The sequence below is a fragment of the uncultured Comamonas sp. genome (assembly GCF_964277875.1).
Classification (GTDB): Bacteria; Pseudomonadota; Gammaproteobacteria; order Burkholderiales; family Burkholderiaceae_C; genus Comamonas; species Comamonas sediminis.
Genome location: NZ_CAXYJV010000001.1, coordinates 45,269 through 64,340 on the forward strand (window position 1 = coordinate 45,269; position 19,072 = coordinate 64,340).

General features: G+C 64.3%; 10 protein-coding genes. 1 reads left to right on the forward strand and 9 read right to left on the reverse strand.

Annotated features, from left to right (window positions below):
- Positions 1–17: 17 nt before the first annotated feature.
- The 9 genes from ACHWUQ_RS00240 to ACHWUQ_RS00280 form a co-directional block, all read right to left on the reverse strand.
- The gene (locus tag ACHWUQ_RS00240; protein WP_394680014.1) at positions 18–10,934 is read right to left on the reverse strand and encodes a beta strand repeat-containing protein; all 10,917 of its coding nucleotides are present in this window, start codon (positions 10,932–10,934) and stop codon (positions 18–20) included.
- 829 nt (positions 10,935–11,763) lie between these two features.
- Positions 11,764–12,543, reverse strand: a complete 780-nt coding sequence (hisF, locus tag ACHWUQ_RS00245; protein WP_312416508.1) for an imidazole glycerol phosphate synthase subunit HisF — start codon at positions 12,541–12,543, stop codon at positions 11,764–11,766.
- Between the two features lie 139 nt (positions 12,544–12,682).
- Positions 12,683–13,693: a UDP-glucose 4-epimerase GalE gene (gene galE / locus ACHWUQ_RS00250; protein ID WP_394680015.1), complete on the reverse strand. Its 1,011-nt coding sequence runs from the start codon at positions 13,691–13,693 to the stop codon at positions 12,683–12,685.
- A 337-nt stretch (positions 13,694–14,030) separates the two neighbouring features.
- On the reverse strand, positions 14,031–14,777 hold the full coding sequence (gene hisA / locus ACHWUQ_RS00255; RefSeq protein ID WP_312452012.1) for a 1-(5-phosphoribosyl)-5-[(5-phosphoribosylamino)methylideneamino]imidazole-4-carboxamide isomerase: 747 nt from the start codon (positions 14,775–14,777) through the stop codon (positions 14,031–14,033).
- A 32-nt stretch (positions 14,778–14,809) separates the two neighbouring features.
- Entirely contained in the window at positions 14,810–15,478 is a 669-nt protein-coding gene (gene hisH / locus ACHWUQ_RS00260) for an imidazole glycerol phosphate synthase subunit HisH (RefSeq protein WP_312452014.1), read from the reverse strand.
- Between the two features lie 38 nt (positions 15,479–15,516).
- The gene (gene hisB, locus ACHWUQ_RS00265) at positions 15,517–16,146 is read right to left on the reverse strand and encodes an imidazoleglycerol-phosphate dehydratase HisB (protein WP_394680016.1); all 630 of its coding nucleotides are present in this window, start codon (positions 16,144–16,146) and stop codon (positions 15,517–15,519) included.
- Positions 16,143–17,261 (reverse strand): histidinol-phosphate transaminase, encoded by a 1,119-nt coding sequence (gene hisC, locus ACHWUQ_RS00270; RefSeq protein ID WP_312416516.1) that lies wholly within the window; start codon positions 17,259–17,261, stop codon positions 16,143–16,145. Before hisC ends, hisB begins: the two co-directional genes overlap by 4 nt.
- Before the next feature lie 27 nt (positions 17,262–17,288).
- Positions 17,289–17,729 carry a PIN domain-containing protein gene (locus tag ACHWUQ_RS00275; RefSeq protein ID WP_394680017.1) on the reverse strand — a complete coding sequence of 147 codons (441 nt, stop codon included), beginning with the start codon at positions 17,727–17,729 and terminating at the stop codon, positions 17,289–17,291.
- A complete protein-coding gene (locus ACHWUQ_RS00280; RefSeq protein WP_239810768.1) occupies positions 17,726–17,986 on the reverse strand; it encodes a DUF6364 family protein in 261 nt (86 codons plus the stop codon). The genes ACHWUQ_RS00275 and ACHWUQ_RS00280 overlap by 4 nt, the downstream gene beginning before the upstream one ends.
- Before the next feature lie 100 nt (positions 17,987–18,086).
- Between ACHWUQ_RS00280 and ACHWUQ_RS00285 the strand changes: the two genes are divergently transcribed.
- Entirely contained in the window at positions 18,087–18,962 is an 876-nt protein-coding gene (locus ACHWUQ_RS00285) for an NAD-dependent protein deacetylase (protein ID WP_394680018.1), read from the forward strand.
- Positions 18,963–19,072 lie beyond the last annotated feature (110 nt).

Sequence of the window (19,072 nt, forward strand, 5' to 3'; positions counted from 1 at the left end):
TTGAGGGTCAAAAATGGTCAGTCCTGCCGACCACGGCCCTGGCGATGCGGCAGGGCCCTGCCTGCCAACAGCATCAGCAACAAGGCCACCAGACCCGTCGCCCATGCAGCATTCACAGGCACTGCCTTGACGGCAGCTGGCGGTGTGCTGGTGAACACGGCGGACGCGGAGGCCTCGCTATTGGCCGCGACAGGGTCGTACACATCGCTGCTGGCGCGCGTGGTGATCGTGATGGCAGCCGTCGAGCTCGGCGTGAACCTGGTGGTACAGGTGACCGACTCACCCACCGCCAGCGAAGCGATCGGCGGGGTCGGCGTACACACGGTGACCGCACCGGCCGGTGCGCCGCTCACATCGCAGCGGGCATTGCTTGCCGTGGCGGGGCCTGCGTTGCGGCAGACCGAGGTCAGCGTGAACTCCACGCCCACCTTGGCATCGATGGTCGCAGGCATGCTCACCTGCATATCGGCCGCTTGCGTCGGCGTGCTCACCGAGCAGGCTGCACTGCAACTGCCTGGTGCACTGCTGTCCACAATATTGACCACATTCGGGCTGCTGACCGTGTCCTCCACGCGCACCGTGTACTCGAAAGCCACCGTGCCCGGTGCCTGAGCGCTACCGCCGGGCACCGTCACGGAACGGTTGCAGGTGCTGCGCGATGCGCCGCAACCCGCCGTCCACCCTTCGTCGGTACCGGCATAGCGGGTGCCCACAGGCACCGTCTCCGTCAGCACCGTCGAGCCCGGCGTACCGCCCGTGTTGCTGACCAGGACCTGGTAGGTCAGCTTGTCACCGGGCTTGATCACATAGCCGGCAGGCACGGGCGCATCGTTGACCTTCACTAGCACATTGCGCACCGTCACTGCCGAAGGCGTATTGCCGTTGACAGCCTGGGTGGCCGTGTTGTTTGCGGTGTCGCTCTCATAACTATCGGTTGCCGCCGTCATGCTGGCGCTGATGGATCCTTCAGCGGCCGTGAAGGTCGCTGTGCAGCTGATGCTTTCGCCCACTGCAAGCTGGGTGTTGGCACCGCAAGTCGCTGCAATGCTGTTGCCGCCGTTGTTCACGGTCATCACGCAGCTGGCATTCACCGCCTCCACCGGGCCATTGTTGGTGCATTGGCCGGTGATGGTCACGCTGTCGCCAACCACCACGGCGCCAGATGGAATCGTCGTGATCTGCGCTTGCATGTCCGCGACCGCATTGGCCGTTTCCGCCGTGCAGCCACCGGCCGCGCAAGCGGCTGGCACATCGCTGGTCACCGTATTGATGATCTTGCCGCTGCTGGTCGCTGGCGCCAGCACTTCCACCGTGAACTGCACGGTCTGCTCGCCCGATGCGCCTGCGCTCTGCGCGGGAACGGTCACACTTTGCGTGCACGTGCTGGCTGCTGCGTCGCAGGCATGGGGTGCCAGGCTCCAACCCTGGTCAGGGTTAGCGGCAGCGCCACCGACAAACCTGGTACCTTCCGGCACGGTTTCGGTCAGCTCCAGGGTGCTGGCGGTACCGCCCGCATTGGTCACCCGCAGGTGGTAGGTCAGCGTGTCACCGATCTTGGCTGCATAGTTGTCAGGGACTGCAGCACCGTTGACTTGCGCCAGGGTCTTGGCGATGTTCAGCTCGGCCGGCGTATTGACCTTGACGGTCTTCGTTGCCGTGTTGTTACCTGCAGCCGGGTCGTACAAGGTGTTGCTGGTCGCAACGCTGACTGCGTAGTCACCCGCATCACTTGGCGTGAACTTGGTGGTGCAGGTGATGCTCTCACCAGACTCCAAAGTGGCGACTGGGCTCACAGGCGCGCAAGTGGTTACCGCATTGGCTGGCGCGGTCACGATGCAAGATGCGTTGAGCGCGCTTTGTGGGCCCTGGTTCTTGCACACGCTGGTGTAGACCAGTTCCACACCGGTGGTGCTGGTCGGTCCTGGCGTCACAGCCACGGTGGCCTGCATGTCTGCACGTTGCGTGCCGGTCGTTACCTGGCAAGCGCTGCAGCTGCCAACGCTGCTGGTGGCCGTGTTGACAATGGTGGCAGTGCTGCCAGGGCCCGCCACGGTGACGGTGTAGGTCACCGAGCTCGTTTGGCCCGCGCCCACCGCTACCGTCTGGTTGCAGGTGCTCGATGCTGCTGCACAACCGGCGCTCCAGCCCTCGCCCGTTCCCGTGTAGCTCGTGCCTGCTGGCACCGTCTGGCCCACATCAGTGCTGCCTGCGGTGCCGCCGGTATTCGCAACCGTCACCGTGTAGGTCAGCACATCGCCGGGCTTGGCCAGATAACCAGCAGGGACAGGGTTACCGTTCACTGCGGTCAACACATTGGTGGTTACCAGGCTAGCCGCAGTGTTTCCCACTGTGGACTTGGTGTCGGTGTTGTTGGCCGTATTGCTCTCGTAGCTTTGTGTAGCGGTGCGGATGCTTGCGCTGATGGCACCTTCTACAGCCGTGAAGCTGGCCGTGCAGCTGATGCTTTCGTTCAATGCCAGATTCACATTGGCACCGCAGCTTGCCGGGATGCTGTTGCCGCCGTTGTTCACGGTCATCTCACAGCTGGCATTTACAGCGTCAGCGGGGCCCTTGTTGGTACAGACGCCCGTGATGGTCACGCTTTGACCCACCACCACCGCCGTAGCTGGGATGTCTGTGATCTGCGCTTGCATGTCTGCCACTGCGTTGTTGGTCTCCACCGAGCAGCTGGTGCCGGTACAAGCAGCCGCCACATCGCTCAGCACGGTATTGGTGATCTTGCCGTTGCTGGTCGCAGGCGCAATCACTTCCACGGTGAACTCAACGGTCTTCTCACCAGCAGCACCTTCGGCACTTTGCGCTGGCACCGTCACGCTTTGCGTGCAGGTGCTGGCTGCTGCCAGGCAAGCCGCGGGCGCCTCGCTCCAGCCTTGGGTTGGATCGCTGCTGACGCCCACAAACTGGGTGCCCTCTGGCACGGTCTCGGTCAGCACCGTCGTACCAGCAGTACCACCCGTGTTGGTCACCAGCATCGCATAGGTGAGCTTGTCCCCGATCTTGGCTGCATAGTTCGCTGGCACAGCCGCGCCATTGACTTGCGCCAAGGTCTTGGTGATGTGCAGGTCTGCTGGCGTGTTGACCTTGACAGTGGCATTGGCCGTGTTGTTGCCTGGTGCCGCGTCGTAAAGATCATTGCTGGTAGCCACGCTCACAGCATAGTCACCAGCCACGCTTGGCGTGAACTTGGTGGTGCAGGTGATGCTGGTGCCAGAAGCCAAGGTAGCCGCTGGGCTGGTTGGCGTGCAGATGGTTTGAGCGCCAGCTGGAGCGGTCACTGCGCAAGCTGCGTTCAAAGCCGTTTGCGGACCATTGTTCTTGCACACGCTGGTGTAGATCAATTCCACCCCTGTGGTGCTGGTCGCGCCTGGCGTCACGGTCACAGTTGCCGCCATATCTGCCTGCTGCGTGCCGGTAGTCACCTGGCAAGCCGTGCAGGTGCCCACCGAGCTGCTAACCGTGTCCACGATAGTTGCAATCGAGCCTGGGCTTGCCACGGTCACCGTGTACTGCAGCGTGCTGGTCTGGCCTGCGGCAACAGTGACTGGCTGCGCACACTGCGTGCCCGCTGCCGCGCATCCTGCGCCCCAGCCTTGGCCGGTACCGGTATAGGTCGTGCCTGCTGGTACCGTTTGACCCACTTCGGTGGAGCCAGCGGTACCGCCGCTGTTGGTAACGCTGACGGTGTAGGTCAGCACATCACCGGGCTTGGCCAGGTAGCCTGCCGGCACTGGACTGCCGTTCACTGCGGTCAACACATTGGTGGTTGCCAGGCTTGCTGGCGTATTGCCCACCGTGGACTTGGTGTCTGTGTTGTTCGCCGTGTTGCTCTCGTAGCTTTGCGTAGTCGCATGGATGGTGGCGCTGATCGCACCTTCGGCTGCGACAAAGGTCGCAGAGCAGCTCAGGTTCGCACCCATTGCCAGCTCGGCATTGGCAGCGCAGGTGCCGGCAATGCTGGTGCCGGCATTGTTCACGGCCATGGCGCAACTGGCGTTCACCGCATCGGCGGGGCCGTTGTTGGTACAGGTGCCGGTGATGGTGACGCTTTGACCCACGACCACTGCCGTAGCGGGGATGGAGCTGATCTGCGCTTGCATATCAGCCACTGCATTGGCCGTCTCGACCGCGCAAGTACCGGAAGCACAGGCGGCAGCCACGTCGCTCGCCACGGTGTTCGTGATTTTGCCGTTGCTGGTCGCTGGGGCCAGGACCTTCACGGTGAACTGCACCGTCTGCTGACCGGGAACACCGTCCGTGCTCTGTGCAGGGACCGACACGGTTTGCGTGCAGATGCTGGCTGCGGCGTCGCAAGCTTGCGGAGCCTGGCTCCAGCCTTGGCTCAGGTCTGGCGCGTTGCCGCCGACAAACTGGGTGCCCTCCGGCACGGTCTCGGTCAAGACCGTGGTGCCAGCGGTGCCGCCGGTGTTGGTCACCACCATCGCATAGGTCAGCGTATCGCCGATCTTGGCTGCGTAATTGGCAGGCACAGCCGCGCCGTTGACTTGCGCCAGGCTCTTGACGATACGCAGGGCTGCTGGCGTGTTGACCTTGACGGTCGCCGTTGCGCTGTTGTTGCCCGTTGCGGGGTCGAACAAGGTGTTGCTGGTGGCAACGCTCACAGCGTAGTCACCCACCACACCCGGTGTGAGCTTGGTGGTGCAGGTGATGCTGGAGCCGGAAGCGAGCGTTGCAGCCGGACTGGCGGGTGTACAGGTCGTTGCGGCGCCAGCAGGAGCGCTCACCGTGCATGCGGCGTTCAGGGCCGTTTGCGGGCCATTGTTCTTGCAGATGCTGGTGTAGGTCAGCTCCACACCCGTCGCACTGGTGGTGCCTGGACTGACCGAGATGCTCGCCTGCATGTCTGCCCGCTGTGTATCGGTGCTGACCTGGCAAGCGGTGCAGGTGCCTACCGAGCTGGTGGCGGTATCAACAATCGTTGCCGTGCTGCCTGGGCTGGCGACGGTGACGGTGTACTGCACGGTGCTGGTTTGGTTTGCTCCGACTGGCACGGTTTGCGTGCACTGCGTGCCCGCATCCGTGCAGCCTGCGCTCCAGCCTTGGCCGCTGCCCGTATAGGTGGTACCGGCAGGTACGGTCTGGCCCACGTCGGTGGAGCCTGCCGTGCCACCGCTGTTGACGACGGTCACCGTGTAGGTCAGCACATCGCCGGGCTTGGCCAGGTAGCCGGCTGGCACCGGGCTGCCATTGACCGATGTCAGCACATTGGTGGTTGCCAGGCTTGCCGGTGTGTTGACCGCGAGGCTATGGCTTGCGCAGAAGGTGGTGGCGCTGTTCACACAAGTGGCACTGGGATCCACGCCAGGGGCGCCTGAGCCCGTGGGGTTGGTCGCCGCGTTGTTGACCAAGGTTCCGCCGGCATTTGGCAAAGTGACGGTCAGTTGGACAGTGGCAGATGCACCTGCGGCGACCGGACCCGCCAAGGTACAGGTCAGCAGGGCTGCGGCACTGCTGGGCAGCGTGCCGCAGCTCGCACCGCTGACCGAGGTAGCTACCACGCCTGCAGGCAGCTGGTCCTTGATGATCGGGTTGCTGCCGGTAGCGAGCTGGCCGCTGTTGCTCAGGGTCAGCGTGTAGACGTAGCTCGAGCCGGTCAGCGCGGTGGCCGCACCGGTCTTGCTCAGGCTGACATTGGCAGGGGTGCTGGATGCGGTGGTCGCGCTGGCACATACCACATTGGCGGCATTGGTACAGGCCGGGCCAGGATCCACACCGGGGTTGCCGCTACCCGATGGATGGGTGGCCGCATAGTTGACGACATTGCCGCCGCCGCTGGGCATGGTCACCGTCAGCTGGATGCTGGCAGTGCCGCCATCGGCCGCAACCGGATCGGCCACGGTGCAGCTCAGCAACGCGCCAGCAGCGCTGGGCAAGGTGCCGCAGTTGGCACCGGTGACGGCGGTAGCCACCATGCCAGGGGCCAACTGGTCGCGCACCACCAGGTTGGAGGCGGTGGCGGTCTGGCCGCTGTTGCTCAGCGCCAGCGTGTAGACATAGCTGTTGCCAGCCACGGCGGTAGCAGCGCCGGATTTGACCAGGCCGACATTGGCGGGCGTCTTCACAGCCACCGCCCCTGTGGTCGGATCGCATGCTTCCGTCGTAGCGGCCGCAGTACAGCTGGGGTCACCACCTCCGCCCAGGTTGGCGGTGTTGGCAGCGCCCGTGCTGGTGGCCGACGGTGCGACAGAGACGGGAATGGTCACGACATAGCTGCCGTTGGCCAAGCCGCTGGCCAGTTGGCACGCGCCAATGGTGCTGCCGCTGGTGCTGCAACCGCTCAATGTGGCACCGCCACTGACGGTGGGCACGCCGGACAGGGTCACACCGGTGGGCAGGCTGTCGGCAATGCTGATGGCAGCGGTGGTGGGGCCATTGGCCACACCGATGGTGATGCGGTAGCTTTGGCCGCTGGCACCGGCGACAAAGCTGCCCGGCGATGCGGCCTTGGTCACGCTGAGCTTGGGATAGACCGGCGTATTGGTGAATGTGCAGCTGATGTCATCGCCGGCTTGGGGCACCACGGTGATGGAGGTACCGGTGCCCGATCCGACGCTGGTGCCACCCGCAGTGGCATTGGTGCAGCTGTAGGTCGTGGTGTAGCGGGCCAGATTGGTGGCAGGCGTGCCGGCAGCGGTTTCGGTCAGCAGGTAGCTGGTGCCTGCCGTCGCAGTGGTCGGGCCTGCCGAGGCCGTGGTTTGCGTACCGGTGGTCGTCGCACTGGGGCCACCGTTACTGATGCCGACCGTGAACTGGTCGGTGCTGAGAAGGCGGCCGGCGACCACCGTATTGACCGTCAGTCTGGGCGCAATGGCGGTGTTGCTGAAGGTGCAGCTGATGTTGTCGCCCGCCTGGGGCGCCAGGCTGAAGCTGGTGCCCGTGCCCGACGGCATCACGGTACCTGCAACGCCGGCATTGCTACAGTTGTAGCTGCTGGTATAGCGCGACAGATTGGCGCCGGCCAGCACGGATTCGCTCAGCGTGTAGCTGGTGCCGGCGGTCGCTGTGAAGACCGTGGTGCTGGCCGTCGTGCTGGTGCCGGTGGTGGACGCCGAGGGGCCGCCATTGCTGATGGCCACCGTGAATTGGTCGGACGCCAAGGCCCGCGAAACAATCGATTTGGCCAGCGTCAGACGGGGCGCAATCGGCGTGTTCGTGAACGTACAGGTAATGGCATCGCCCGCCTGCGGCGTCAGCGTCAGCGTCGTGCCAGTGCCTGGCGCTACCGCAGTGCCGCCGGCCGTGGCATTGGTACAGGCGTAGCTGGTGGTGTAGCGCGCCAGATTGGTCGTGCCCGCAGCGGTCTCGCTCAGGGCGTAGCTGGTGCCCGGCGTCACCGCAAAGCCGGCAGTGCTTACACTGGTGGCGGTGCCCGCCGTCGTCGCACTGGGGCCACCATTGCTGATGCCGACGGTGAACTGGTCCGTGCTGGCAGCGCGGGCATTGACACTGGAGACCACCGTCAACGTGGCCGATGGCACCACCGGAACGGAGTCGGTGGCACAGCCTGCGGTAGGCGTGTTAAGCGCCGTACAGGCGGCGGCGGTGGTGCTGGTGGGGTAGCTGCTGGTGCTGGGATCGGTATTGTCGGTACCCACCTGCGCCTTGTTGACCAAGGTGGTGCTGGTCGTAGCCGAGACCGTCGCCGTCACCGCGATGCTGGCCGACGCATTGGCGGCCAAGGCACCTGCCGTGTTGTTGCAGGTCAGCACATTGCTGTCGGCGCCGGAGCCCATTGCACAGCTAAAAATACCTTGCGTCGCAGCGACCGTGACATTGCTGAGCCCGGCAGGGAACACATCCACCACCCGCACGGTATTGGCCAGGGCTTCCGCGCCCGTGTTGGCAACCGCCAGCGTGAAGGCGACCGCCGCCCCAGGCGCCTTGGATTGCGGATCAGCATGGGTCTTGGTCAGCCGCAGCGTCGGCGGTGTCTGCGCCGTGTTCAGATCAATCGCGCAACCCGCCGGGATGCTGTTGTTGGTACAGGCATTGACCTGGTCCGCAGTGGGCGCAGCGGTGGCCAGCGTGGCATCACCACCGCCCCCGACGCGCGCCTTGTTCATGTACTGGGTGCCACTGGTCATCGCGCCCGCATTGGCGAGCAGGCTGAACTGGCTCACACCACCGGCCGCAATCGGCGCGGCAGATGTACAGCTCACTTCGGTGGCGCTCAGGCGCGTGCAGGTCCAGTCCGCCGCATTGGCGCCCGTCTTGGTCAACGTTGCGGGCCAGTTCATCGGGCCCGGCAGCACATCGCGGAAGTTGATGGTGCCCACCGAGGCGGTATCGCCGGTGTTGCTGACGCGGAATGCATACGTGGTCGTGCCTCCGACGTAGATGCCGAAACGGCCATCGTCCTTGGTCAAGGACAGCTGCACGCGCTTGACCGCATCGGTGTCGGCAGCGCAGCCCGTCGCGATTTCCGATGCGATCGCAGGAGAGCAGCTTTGCGTGGACGCGACCGTCGGCGCGTTGGGCTTGCTCGAATCGCTGCCACCGCCAACGCTGGCGAGATTGACCAAAGCGCTGGGCGCCGTGCTCGCAATCGACACCGGCAGCGATATCGCGGCACTGGCACCTGCGGCGATCACCGAACTGGTCGTGCAGCTGACACTGTTGCTCGACGAGGTGTAGCTGCAGCTGAACACCCCGCTGGTAAAGCTCGCCGCGCCGGTGTAGGCCATGCCGGTGGGCAGTGCATTCACCACGGTGACGGTGCCGGCCGTGGGCGCATTGCCCACGTTGTTGACCGTCAGCGTATAGGTTGTGGTGCCGCCCGCCAGCACCACGTCGGTGTTGTCGGTGTTGGTCAGGCTCAGCAGCGGCGAGTTCACCGCATCCACATCCAGCGCGCAGCCTGCGGGGGACTGGTTGCCGGTACAGGCATCCACGGCAGCTTCGGTGGGCGCCGTGCTGTTGAGGGGATCGCCTCCGCCGCCGATCTTGGCCTTGTTGGTAGCCGTGGGGCCCGTCGCCGAGAGCAGTCCGATATTGACGGTCACCCCGAACACGCTGCTGCCTGCAGCGGGAATCGCGGTAGCGCTGGTACAGGTGATCAGGCGCGATCCTGCAGCGCCAGAGCAGCTCCAGTTGGCGGCATTGGCGCCCGTCAACGGCAGGGAGCCGGCTGGAATGGTCACGCCTTGGGGCAGTTTGTCCACGATGGTGACCGTGCCTGTGGTGGGGGACGCGCCCACATTGCTGGCCGTCAGCGTGTACGTGGTTTGCCCGCCCGCATTGACGATGTTGACGCCATTGCTTTTGGTCAGGCGCAGGTCAACCGCACAGGAGGCACCCGGCAAGGTGCCAGGAACGTTCGGCGACTGGAACGAAGCGATGCCCCCTTGGTTGCCAAAGGCGCCGTAGTTGTCGGTGGTGCCATTGGTGGTGTAGCCGGGTGTACCGCCATTGATCGTGGTAGTGACCGACATGCTGGACGGAGAGAAGGCGATGAAGCCGCCACCACCGCCGCCGCCAGGGCCATGGCGGTTGGCAGCATTGGTCTGGTTGCCCGCCCAGGCGTTGCCGCCATCCCCACCACTGGCATCGATCACCGCAGATCCGCCTTCGACCGAGTGGATGATGACCGAGCCACCCGCACCGCCGCCGCCGGCGGCATCGTTTTGCACGTTGTAGCCATTGGCACCACGCACGTCGATCACACCAGTGCCGGTAACGCTCTGCGCACGCAAGATGACGATGCCGCCGCCCGAAGCGCCGGAAGAGCAGTGCCCGCCCGTGTCCGCGCAAGCAATGCCGTTGTTGCCATAGGCATTGTTATCGGCAGTGCCGTCGTTGGTGCCACCAGCGCCGCCGCCGCCGCCGAGGAAAATGCGGTTGAAAGCGGTGGTGCCCACATAGCCACCGCCGCCTCGGCCACCGCTGTCGACCAGCGGGTAGTTCCAGGGCCGGCCGCCCACGCCACCGGCGGCATAGTTACCGCCGCCTCCGCCGCCGGAGTTGTACTGGTTGTTGTTGGTGCCAGCCGGAGCACCATCGGCTCCGCCACCACCGGCATTGCCGGGGGCGCCTCGTGCACGTGAACCGCCGGGATAGCCTTCGACAGTGTTCTCTACCGAACCAATCCCCCCCGAAGCCACTGCGTTGACCAGCTTGGAGCCATAAGCCGTGACCTTGTTGGCCAGATACCGCGGAGTGCCGGCAATACCTTCCCCCTTGCCACCACCACCGCCTGCGCTGCTGTAGTCACCCATCCAGTCATCGCGCGAGCCACGGCTGGCGCCATTGCTGCCTACGGCGCCGCGAAAGCCTTTGCCTGCAAGGAAGATCGCCCGGTTGGCCTGGTTCTCCACCGTTGCGCCGTTGAGCGTCAGCACATCACGGGCATCGATGGCCACGACCCCGCCGGTAGCGCCGTTCCATGGCGGCGCAGTCACCCCGCTGACGGACGCGCTGGTGTACTGCGGCACGCGCACGATCTGGTAGGTCTTCTGACCGGAGGTGGCGGTCGCCGCCGCATTGCGGTAGGTGTTGGTCAGTGCGGGCGAAAAGCTCACCACCCCGGACGACACCGAGACGACACGGACAAATTCATACAGGCCGGTGCTGCCGACACTGGTCGAGCCCTGGCCGCCGCTGCCACCACTGCCATAGGCACTGGAATTGACCGCATTGATGCTCGCATCCTGCATCTGGATGACCAGCAACAAATCATTGGCGGCCAGGGTTTTGTTGGCGGCACCGGTTCGCTGGGTGCCCAAGGTCAGGCTGGTGCTGCCAGCAGCCAGTGTCGAAGCGCCGGCGCCCGGGAAGTAATCATTCACCACCCCGGTGGCCGCCCCTGCCCCATCGTTGCCAGGTGCCGCGCACATCTGCGCCCAGACGCCGAATGGCAGAAGCAGCGATACCACCAGCAGCACCGCGCGTGCGTGCAACCAACGAAAGTGAGACAGGCAGGACGATCCCTGCGCAACGCATATCCCAAACACCGACATAGCCGACGACTCCCCAGCCCTTAGACAGCGCCGCTAGATACAGTTAGCGACACTTTTCATAGTTCAATTGCAATTGCCGACGGTCTTGATATACGAATCTTCCCAGACAACCGAAACAAACTGTGACCAAAATTAGATAGATCGGGTTTATAGCATCTTGCGTTTAATGAGTGTGTGTCAACTTTAGAAACATTGTCAAACATTGCAAATCAAGGTTTGTGATCGAGAAAATCAATCATTTTTATAGAATTGCAGATCATTAATGACGAACGGCCCTGCGCAGCGGGCAAGGGACGTTCACGGCGCAGGACCGGAAAAATGCAGGCATCGGTCCGGCTTGCGGAGATGCCGGGCCCTGGCCCGACACTGCCGTCCCAGCACGCAGGAAAAACCCGGGAAGATCTGATGGCGCAGCTGTCAGCCGCGCTTGACTGGTGAACGTGGACGGGCGTGGAAACGCGCAGCGCGGCCGATGGGCGCTCCGCTGCTGCAGGGCTGCTGGCGAGCGCGTATACCGGAAAAGAGCCCGCTTTCAAGCATGGCTAGGGGGCCGGTGCACGCCAGGGATGCGGGCCGAAGAGCCTCTGGCGAGCACCCGAATCCGAGTCGGTGTAGCCCCCCAGGCCGGTTCTGCGCGGCTGGACCTCCCCGGCCGGACCTTCCCGGCCAGATCTAACTACCTACCCTGGGGAACGCCATTCCCCGAGCGCGCCGAGGGCATTGCAACGCTGCGGGGACCGGCGTTGAAAGCAGAAGGGGCTTGTCAGCCTTACAGACGCACGGGAATACCGCGCTCGCGCATGCGCTCCTTGGCCTGCTGCACGGTGAATTCGCCGTAGTGAAAGATGCTGGCCGCGAGGACGGCATCGGCGCCGCCTTGCTGCACGCCATCGGCCAGGTGGTCGAGATTACCAACGCCACCGGAAGCAATCACCGGCACACCGACGGCATCGGCGACTGCACGGGTCAAGGCCAGGTCAAAACCGGATTTGGTGCCATCACGGTCCATGCTGGTGAGCAAAATCTCCCCGGCACCGCGCGCGGCCATGTCACTGGCCCAGCGGATGGCGTCCAGGCCGGTATTCTTGCGTCCGCCATGGCTGTAAACATCCCAGCCCTCGCCGCGTTCGATGACATCCTGGCCTTGGCGGCGCTTGGCATCGATGGCCACGACGATGCACTGCGAGCCGTAGCGGTCGCTGGCCGCATTGATGACGGCCGGGTCGGCAATGGCCGCCGAGTTGAAGCTGGTCTTGTCGGCGCCGGCGTTGAGCAGGCGTCGCACATCGGCCACCGTGCGCACACCACCGCCGACGGTCAGCGGAATGAAGACCTGGCTGGCCACCGCTTCGATGATCGGCAAGATCAGGTCACGCCCATCGCTGGTCGCGGTGATGTCGAGAAAGGTCAGCTCATCGGCGCCCTGCGTGTTGTAGCGCGCTGCGATCTCCACCGGGTCGCCGGCGTCGCGCAGTTCGACGAAATTGACACCTTTGACGACGCGGCCGCCAGTGACGTCCAGGCAGGGAATGATGCGTTTGGCAAGCATGGAGGATCTCGTTGCAGATGGAAGCGGTGGCGATGGCGCCAGACGGGCAAAACAATAACACGCCCAGCGCCGGGACGCAGCCTGCGGGCAAGAAAAAAGCCTGGCGCTGGGTGCGGCCAGGCTGGTCCTGCAGCGCCTGTCAATGCACGCTGCGGCCTACACCAATCTGCCAGCGCCAGACGTCTTCCATCATGCGGTCCAGCCCCAGCTGGGGTTGCCAGCCCAGCTCGGCGCGGGCGCGCGAAATATCAGCCCAGCAGTGGGCCGCATCGCCTGCCCGGCGTGCACCAATGCGGAAAGGTACCGCACGGCCATTGGCATGCTCGAAAGCGCGCACCAGACCCAGCACCGACGTAGGCTGGCCCGATCCAATGTTGAAGCGCGACAGGCCCGGATGGCTGCGCAGGTACGGCAAGGTCGCCACATAGGCCCGGGCCAGGTCCATCACATGCAGATAGTCGCGTATGGGCGTGCCATCCGGTGTGGGGTAATCGCCGCCGTAGATGCGCAGACCATCGCGCTTGCCGGCAGCGACCTGGGCCAGGTAAGGCGCAACATGGGAGGACATGCGCGGCGGGTCTTCGGCGATCAGGCCGCTGTCATGGCAGCCCACCGCATTGAAACTGCGCAGCAAAGCCATGCGCCAGCGCTTGGGCGACGCCTCATCGAGGCTGCTGAGCACCTGCTCGACCATCAATGCGGTCTGGCCGTAGGCGGTGCTGACCGACAGCGGTGCATCCTCTCGCACAGCCACCGGCGCAGGATCGCCGTAGATCACCGACGACGACGAGACGATCAGATTTCGCAGCCCTGCGGTCTGCATCGCGCGCAACAGGCCGATCGTGCCCGAGACATTGTTGTCGTAGTAGCGCAGCGGCTCACGCGCGGCATCCGCTGATGCAGTGAGAAAGGCGCTGTGGATGACGGCATCGAAATGCTGCTCGTCGAACAGCTGCTCGAGCACGGTCACATCACGCACATCGGCATCGATGCACGGCGGTGTGAACCCCAGGATTTTGGCCAGCCGCGTAATGACCGAACGCCTGGCATTGCTGAAGTTATCCAGAATCAAGAACGGCATGCCGGCTTCGGCCAGCGCAATGCAGATATGAGAGCCAACATAGCCGGCTCCGCCAGTCACGAGTATCACAGGGGGCTTTCAAAGAGGTCTCGCAGAATGCGCTATCCAAGGCTCCTATAGCTGCAGGCATCCTGACCAAGCGTACATTGTCCAATAAGCCAAACTTATGTAAATCGCTTACCGGTCAACATAAGCTGCTGCCGGTAACAACTAGCATTTGTTGACATTCTTCAAATTTGTAGTCAACACATCGACTTAAAAGCGGGGTGTAGTCCAGGTCCCACAGCCCCAACACCAGCAAACCACTGAGGCAGTATACAAACTGTTTCAATTGACACAGCCATAAAAAAGGCCACCGGTCGGTGGCCTCGCAAAACAGCGCCGCTGACGCGGGGCCCGCCCCTGGTCAGAGGCTGTCGCTGAGCTCGTCAGCCCGCTCCTGTGCCGCTGCAAAATCCAGATCGCCGGTATAGATCGCGCGGCCGCAGATGACGCCTTCCACCCCTTCGGGTTCGGCCTTGCACAGCGCTTCGATATCCGCCATGCCCGACAGACCTCCGGAGGCAATGACCGGAATCTTGATCGACTGGGCGAGCTTGATGGTGGCTTCCATATTGATGCCGCTGAGCATGCCGTCACGGCCGATGTCGGTGTAGATGATGGATTCCACCCCCCAGTCCTCAAAGCGCTTGGCGGTCTCGATGACCGAATGCTGGGTGATCTTGCTCCAGCCGTCGGTCGCGACCATGCCGTCCTTGGCATCGAGGCCGACGATGATGTGGCCGGCGAAAGCCGTACAGGCGTTCTGCAGGAAGCCCGGGTCCTTCACGGCAGCGGTGCCGATGATCACGTACTGCATGCCGGCATCGATGTACTTCTCGATGGTGTCCAGATCGCGGATACCGCCGCCGAGCTGCACGGGCAGCTCGTCACCGAACTCCTTGAGGATAGCCTTGATGACCGGCAGGTTCTTCGGTTGGCCGGCAAAGGCGCCATTGAGATCCACCAGATGCAGGCGGCGCGCGCCGGCATCGTACCAGCGGCGCGCGACCGCAACCGGGTCTTCACCAAAGGTGGTGGATTGGTCCATATCGCCTTGCTTGAGGCGCACGCAGTGACCGTCCTTGAGGTCAATCGCAGGAATGAGCAGCATGGTAGTGAGGCTGGCGGTTGTCGGTGAAAGGATTAAGGGTTCCAGTGCAGAAAGTTGCGGTAGAGCGCCAGGCCCTGGTCCGCACTTTTTTCCGGATGAAACTGGGTCGCGAAGAGGTTGTCGCGGCCGATGGCGCAGGCAAAGCGCTCGCCATATTCAGCCCAGCCGTGGCACTGGGCATCACTGGCGGGGGCCGCATAAAAGCTGTGGACAAAATAGAAATAGGACTGGTCGGGCACGCCCTGCCAGACCGGATGCGGCTGGCCGCCATGGGCTTGTTGCTGCACCTGGTTCCAGCCCATCTGCGGCACCTTGTAACGGCTGCCATCGGCCTGGGTACGGCCCGCCAGCTGGAACTTGCGCACCTGGCCGGCAATCAGGCCCAGGCCCGGGGTGTTGCCCTCTTCGCTGTGGTCCAGCAGCATCTGCATGCCCACGCAGACGCCGAACATCGGCTTGTTGCGGGCCGCTTCCAGCACGCTGTCCTGCAGGCCGGAGGCCTTGAGCTCGGCCATGCAGTCGCGCATGGCGCCCTGGCCTGGCAACACGATGCGAGTGGCAGCACGCACCACGTCGGGGTCGGCCGTCACCACCACGGCCACGGACGAGCCCGCAGCCGCCGCCTGCACGGCCTGTGACACCGAGCGCAGATTGCCCATGCCGTAGTCCACCACGGCAACGGTATTGGATGAAGTTGTCATAGCAAGAATGGAGTGTAGCAACTGCCGCCAACGGCAGCTTACAGCGAGCCCTTGGTCGACGGTATCACGCCAGCCATGCGGGGATCATGCTCCAATGCGAAACGCAGTGCGCGCGCAAAGGCCTTGAAGATGGTCTCGCACTGGTGGTGGGCGTTGAAACCCTTGAGGTTGTCGATGTGCAAGGTCACACCGGCATGGTTCACAAAGCCCTGGAAGAACTCGTACACCAGCTGCGTGTCGAGCTGGCCAATGCTGCCGGCGGTGAATTTCACATCCATGTGCAGACCCGGGCGGCCGGAGAAATCGATCACCACGCGGCTCAGCGCCTCATCGAGCGGCACATAGGCATGGCCATAGCGGCGGATGCCTTTTTTATCACCGATTGCCTTGGCAAAGGCCTGGCCCAGCGTAATGCCGATGTCCTCAACGGTGTGGTGGCCGTCGATGTGCAGGTCCCCTGCGCATTCGATGTACAGATCGATCAGGCCATGGCGCGCGATCTGGTCGAGCATGTGGTCCAGAAAGCCGATGCCCGAGTTCAGACGGGCCTGGCCCGAACCGTCGAGGTCGACACGCACCTGGATGCGGGTCTCGGCGGTGTTGCGCGCCACCTCGGCCGTGCGGTGCAGCGGCGTGGCGGACGATGGGGTGGGCACCAGATGGTTCATAGAGACTCCTTGAGCGCCGCCAGCATGCGGGCATTTTCTTCACGGGTACCGACGGTCAGCCGCAGGCACTGGGCCAGCAGCGGGTGCATGGCCGATACATTCTTGACGAGCACGCCACGCGCCTTCATCGCCGCCTGGGTCTTGCCCGCATCGTCCACGCGCATCAGAACCATGTTCGCTTCCGACGGCCAGACCTTGCGCACGCCGCTGAGCGCCTGCAGCGCGTCGATCAGCGGCTGGCGTTCTGCCCGGATGGCGCGCGCCTGCTCGGCATACAGCGCCTCGTTTTCCAGCGCAAAAATCGCCGTCTCGCAGTTGAGCACGCTGATGTTGTAGGGCGGGCGCACCTTGTCGATCTCGTTGACGATGACCGCCGGCCCCACCAGGTAGCCCAGGCGCGCACCGGCCAGGCCGAACTTGGACAGGGTGCGCATCAGCAGCACATGGGCGTTGCGCACAGGATCGGCGCGCATCTGGTCGATCCAGCTGCGGCTGGCAAAGGGCTGGTAAGCCTCGTCCATCACCACCAGGCCGCCCACGTCGGCCACCGCATCGATGACAGCCTGCACCTTGTCGTCATCCCACAAGGTGGCAGTCGGGTTGTTGGGGTAGGCGATATAGGTGATGGCGGGCTGGTGCGCAGCAATGGCGGCCTGCATCGCAGGCACATCGAGGTCAAAGTCTGCCGTCAGGTTGACGCCGACAAAGTCCAGCCCCTGCAGTTGGGCCGACATCGGGTACATGACAAAACCTGGCATCGGCGCGAGCATCTTGGCGCGTCCGCCGGCATGGGGCTGGGCCGTGGCCAGCGCCAGCAACGTGATGATCTCGTCGGAGCCATTGCCGAGCAGCACGGCCGTGCCCGTGGGCGCGCCCACATAGTCAGCCAGCATTTTCTTGAGCGTCTCCAGGCGCTCGCCCGGGTAGCGGTTGATCTCCAGCGCGCCCAGCCGCTCGCCCAGCTTGCGCTGCAGTGCATCCGGCAGACGGTAGGGGTTCTCCATGGTGTCCATCTTCAGCAGACCCTTGGAATCTTGCACATGGTAGGCCTGCATGGCGCGCACATCGGCGCGGATGCGTTGCAAGGCCTGCAGAGACTTGTCTTGAGACGTCATCGGATCACTCTTTCACATCAGAAACATTCAGCCCTGGCCGTGGGCCGGTGCGGCTTGCCGCAACGGGTGCACGATGGTGACCCCGCCAAACTCGGCGCCATGGGGCAGGTAGAGGCTGAGCATCTGCTGGCAGCCACTGTGCTGGGCGCAGGCCACCGCCAGACAATCACCAAAGTCCAACGCATGGCGCGCCTGCACCGCCCACGCGGTCTCCAACGTGGCGGCATCGGTCTTCCACGGCGTCCAGCTTTGGTAGCGGCGGATGGCAGCACGTGCATCGCCCTGGGGCATCGGGTTCGCCGCCGTCGTGACCTGGTCGTAGAACTCGCTCAGCGCCTGGTTGCCGGTGCGGCCGGTACGGCTGCTCCACAGCACATCCAGCCAGTCCAAGGTGGCCTGGTAGAGCGCGGCGTCCGAGACATTCTCTGCGGCGACCAGCACCGAGGTATCGACAAACACGGTGCTCATGCGCCCTCCTGCCCGGTCTTGCGGCGGCCGCCGATGGTGCGTGCCGCAGCTGCGCCGGCCGGGGGCATGGCGCCGCCTTGCCAGCTGCGCTCGTCCGTGCGCCAGGCGAGATAGGCGCGTTCATAGGCGTCCTCGCGCTGCTGGAGCTCGGCCATAAAATCCCCTACCATGCGCGAGACGCTGGTGCCGCGCCGCGCGGCCTCGACCCGGGCCCATTCCAGCACGCTGTCTTCCACAGTGATGGTGAGATTTTTCATGGCGCTGATTTTACACGAAATTCGTGCAACACGAATTTCGTGTCGCTAATCCAGACTGCAGCAATCGGGCGCTGCGGCCACTATCATCAAGGTCTGAGCCATGCCACTTCTCACCGACCTCCTCCCGCAAGCCGCCGCATCGACCGATCTGGCGGCTTTGACGCACTTGCTGCAGCAGCACCGCCCCTGGACCGTGCTGACCGGCGCTGGCGTCAGTACCGGCAGCGGCATCCCCGACTACCGCGATGCGCAGGGCGCCTGGAAGCGCCCAGCCCCGGTGCGCTTTCAGGATTTCATGGCCGAGACGCTCACGCGCCAGCGCTACTGGGCGCGCAGCCTGATCGGCTGGCCGGTGTTCTCGCAGGCCCAGCCCAATGCCGCGCACCAGGCGCTGGCCCAGCTGGAGCAAGCCGGTTATGTCCAGGCGCTCATCACCCAGAATGTCGATGGGCTGCACCAGCGCGCGGGCAGCCAGCGGGTGGTGGACCTGCATGGCCGGCTGGACCAGGTGGTCTGCATGGGCTGCGGCCAGCACCTGGCGCGCGCGGACTTCCAGCACCAGCTGATCGCCGCCAACCCCGACTGGCGCCACTTGAGTGCCCGCGCCGCCCCCGATGGCGATGCCGATCTGGCCGGTGTGGACTTTGCCGCTTTCCAGGTGCCGGCTTGCCCCGCCTGCGGCGGCATTCTCAAGCCGGATGTCGTCTTCTATGGCGAAAATGTTCCGGCCGCGCGCAGGCAGGAGGCCATGGAGCATCTGGCCGCCAGCGGCGCGCTGCTGGTGGTGGGCAGCTCGTTGATGGTGTATTCCGGCCTGCGCTTTGTGCATGCCGCCAAGCAGGCCGGCATGCCGGTGGCGGCCATCAACCTGGGCCAGATGCGCGATGACGCGCTGCTGGACCTGAAGCTGGCACAGCCCTGCGCGCCCGCGCTGCGCAGTCTGGCCGAATGGCTCGCGCCGGCCCGCAGCGGCTGATATTTTCAGTAACCAATACCTGCGGCGATGCACCGCCCACGGGGGATGCGGCCGATAGCCTGCAGCTACACTAGCGGGCTTTACATAGCTCTCGACCAGCCTCCGCGCTG

Bases quoted from the DNA above. Each gene is read 5' to 3' on its own strand.
- hisF (WP_312416508.1), bottom strand. From the start codon at position 12,543: ATGCTTGCCAAACGCATCATTCCCTGCCTGGACGTCACTGGCGGCCGC.
- ACHWUQ_RS00285 (WP_394680018.1), top strand. From the start codon at position 18,087: ATGCCACTTCTCACCGACCTCCTCCCGCAAGCCGCCGCATCGACCGAT.
- ACHWUQ_RS00275 (WP_394680017.1), bottom strand. From the start codon at position 17,729: ATGAGCACCGTGTTTGTCGATACCTCGGTGCTGGTCGCCGCAGAGAAT.
- hisB (WP_394680016.1), bottom strand. From the start codon at position 16,146: ATGAACCATCTGGTGCCCACCCCATCGTCCGCCACGCCGCTGCACCGC.
- hisH (WP_312452014.1), bottom strand. From the start codon at position 15,478: ATGACAACTTCATCCAATACCGTTGCCGTGGTGGACTACGGCATGGGC.
- hisC (WP_312416516.1), bottom strand. From the start codon at position 17,261: ATGACGTCTCAAGACAAGTCTCTGCAGGCCTTGCAACGCATCCGCGCC.
- ACHWUQ_RS00280 (WP_239810768.1), bottom strand. From the start codon at position 17,986: ATGAAAAATCTCACCATCACTGTGGAAGACAGCGTGCTGGAATGGGCC.
- hisA (WP_312452012.1), bottom strand. From the start codon at position 14,777: ATGCTGCTCATTCCTGCGATTGACCTCAAGGACGGTCACTGCGTGCGC.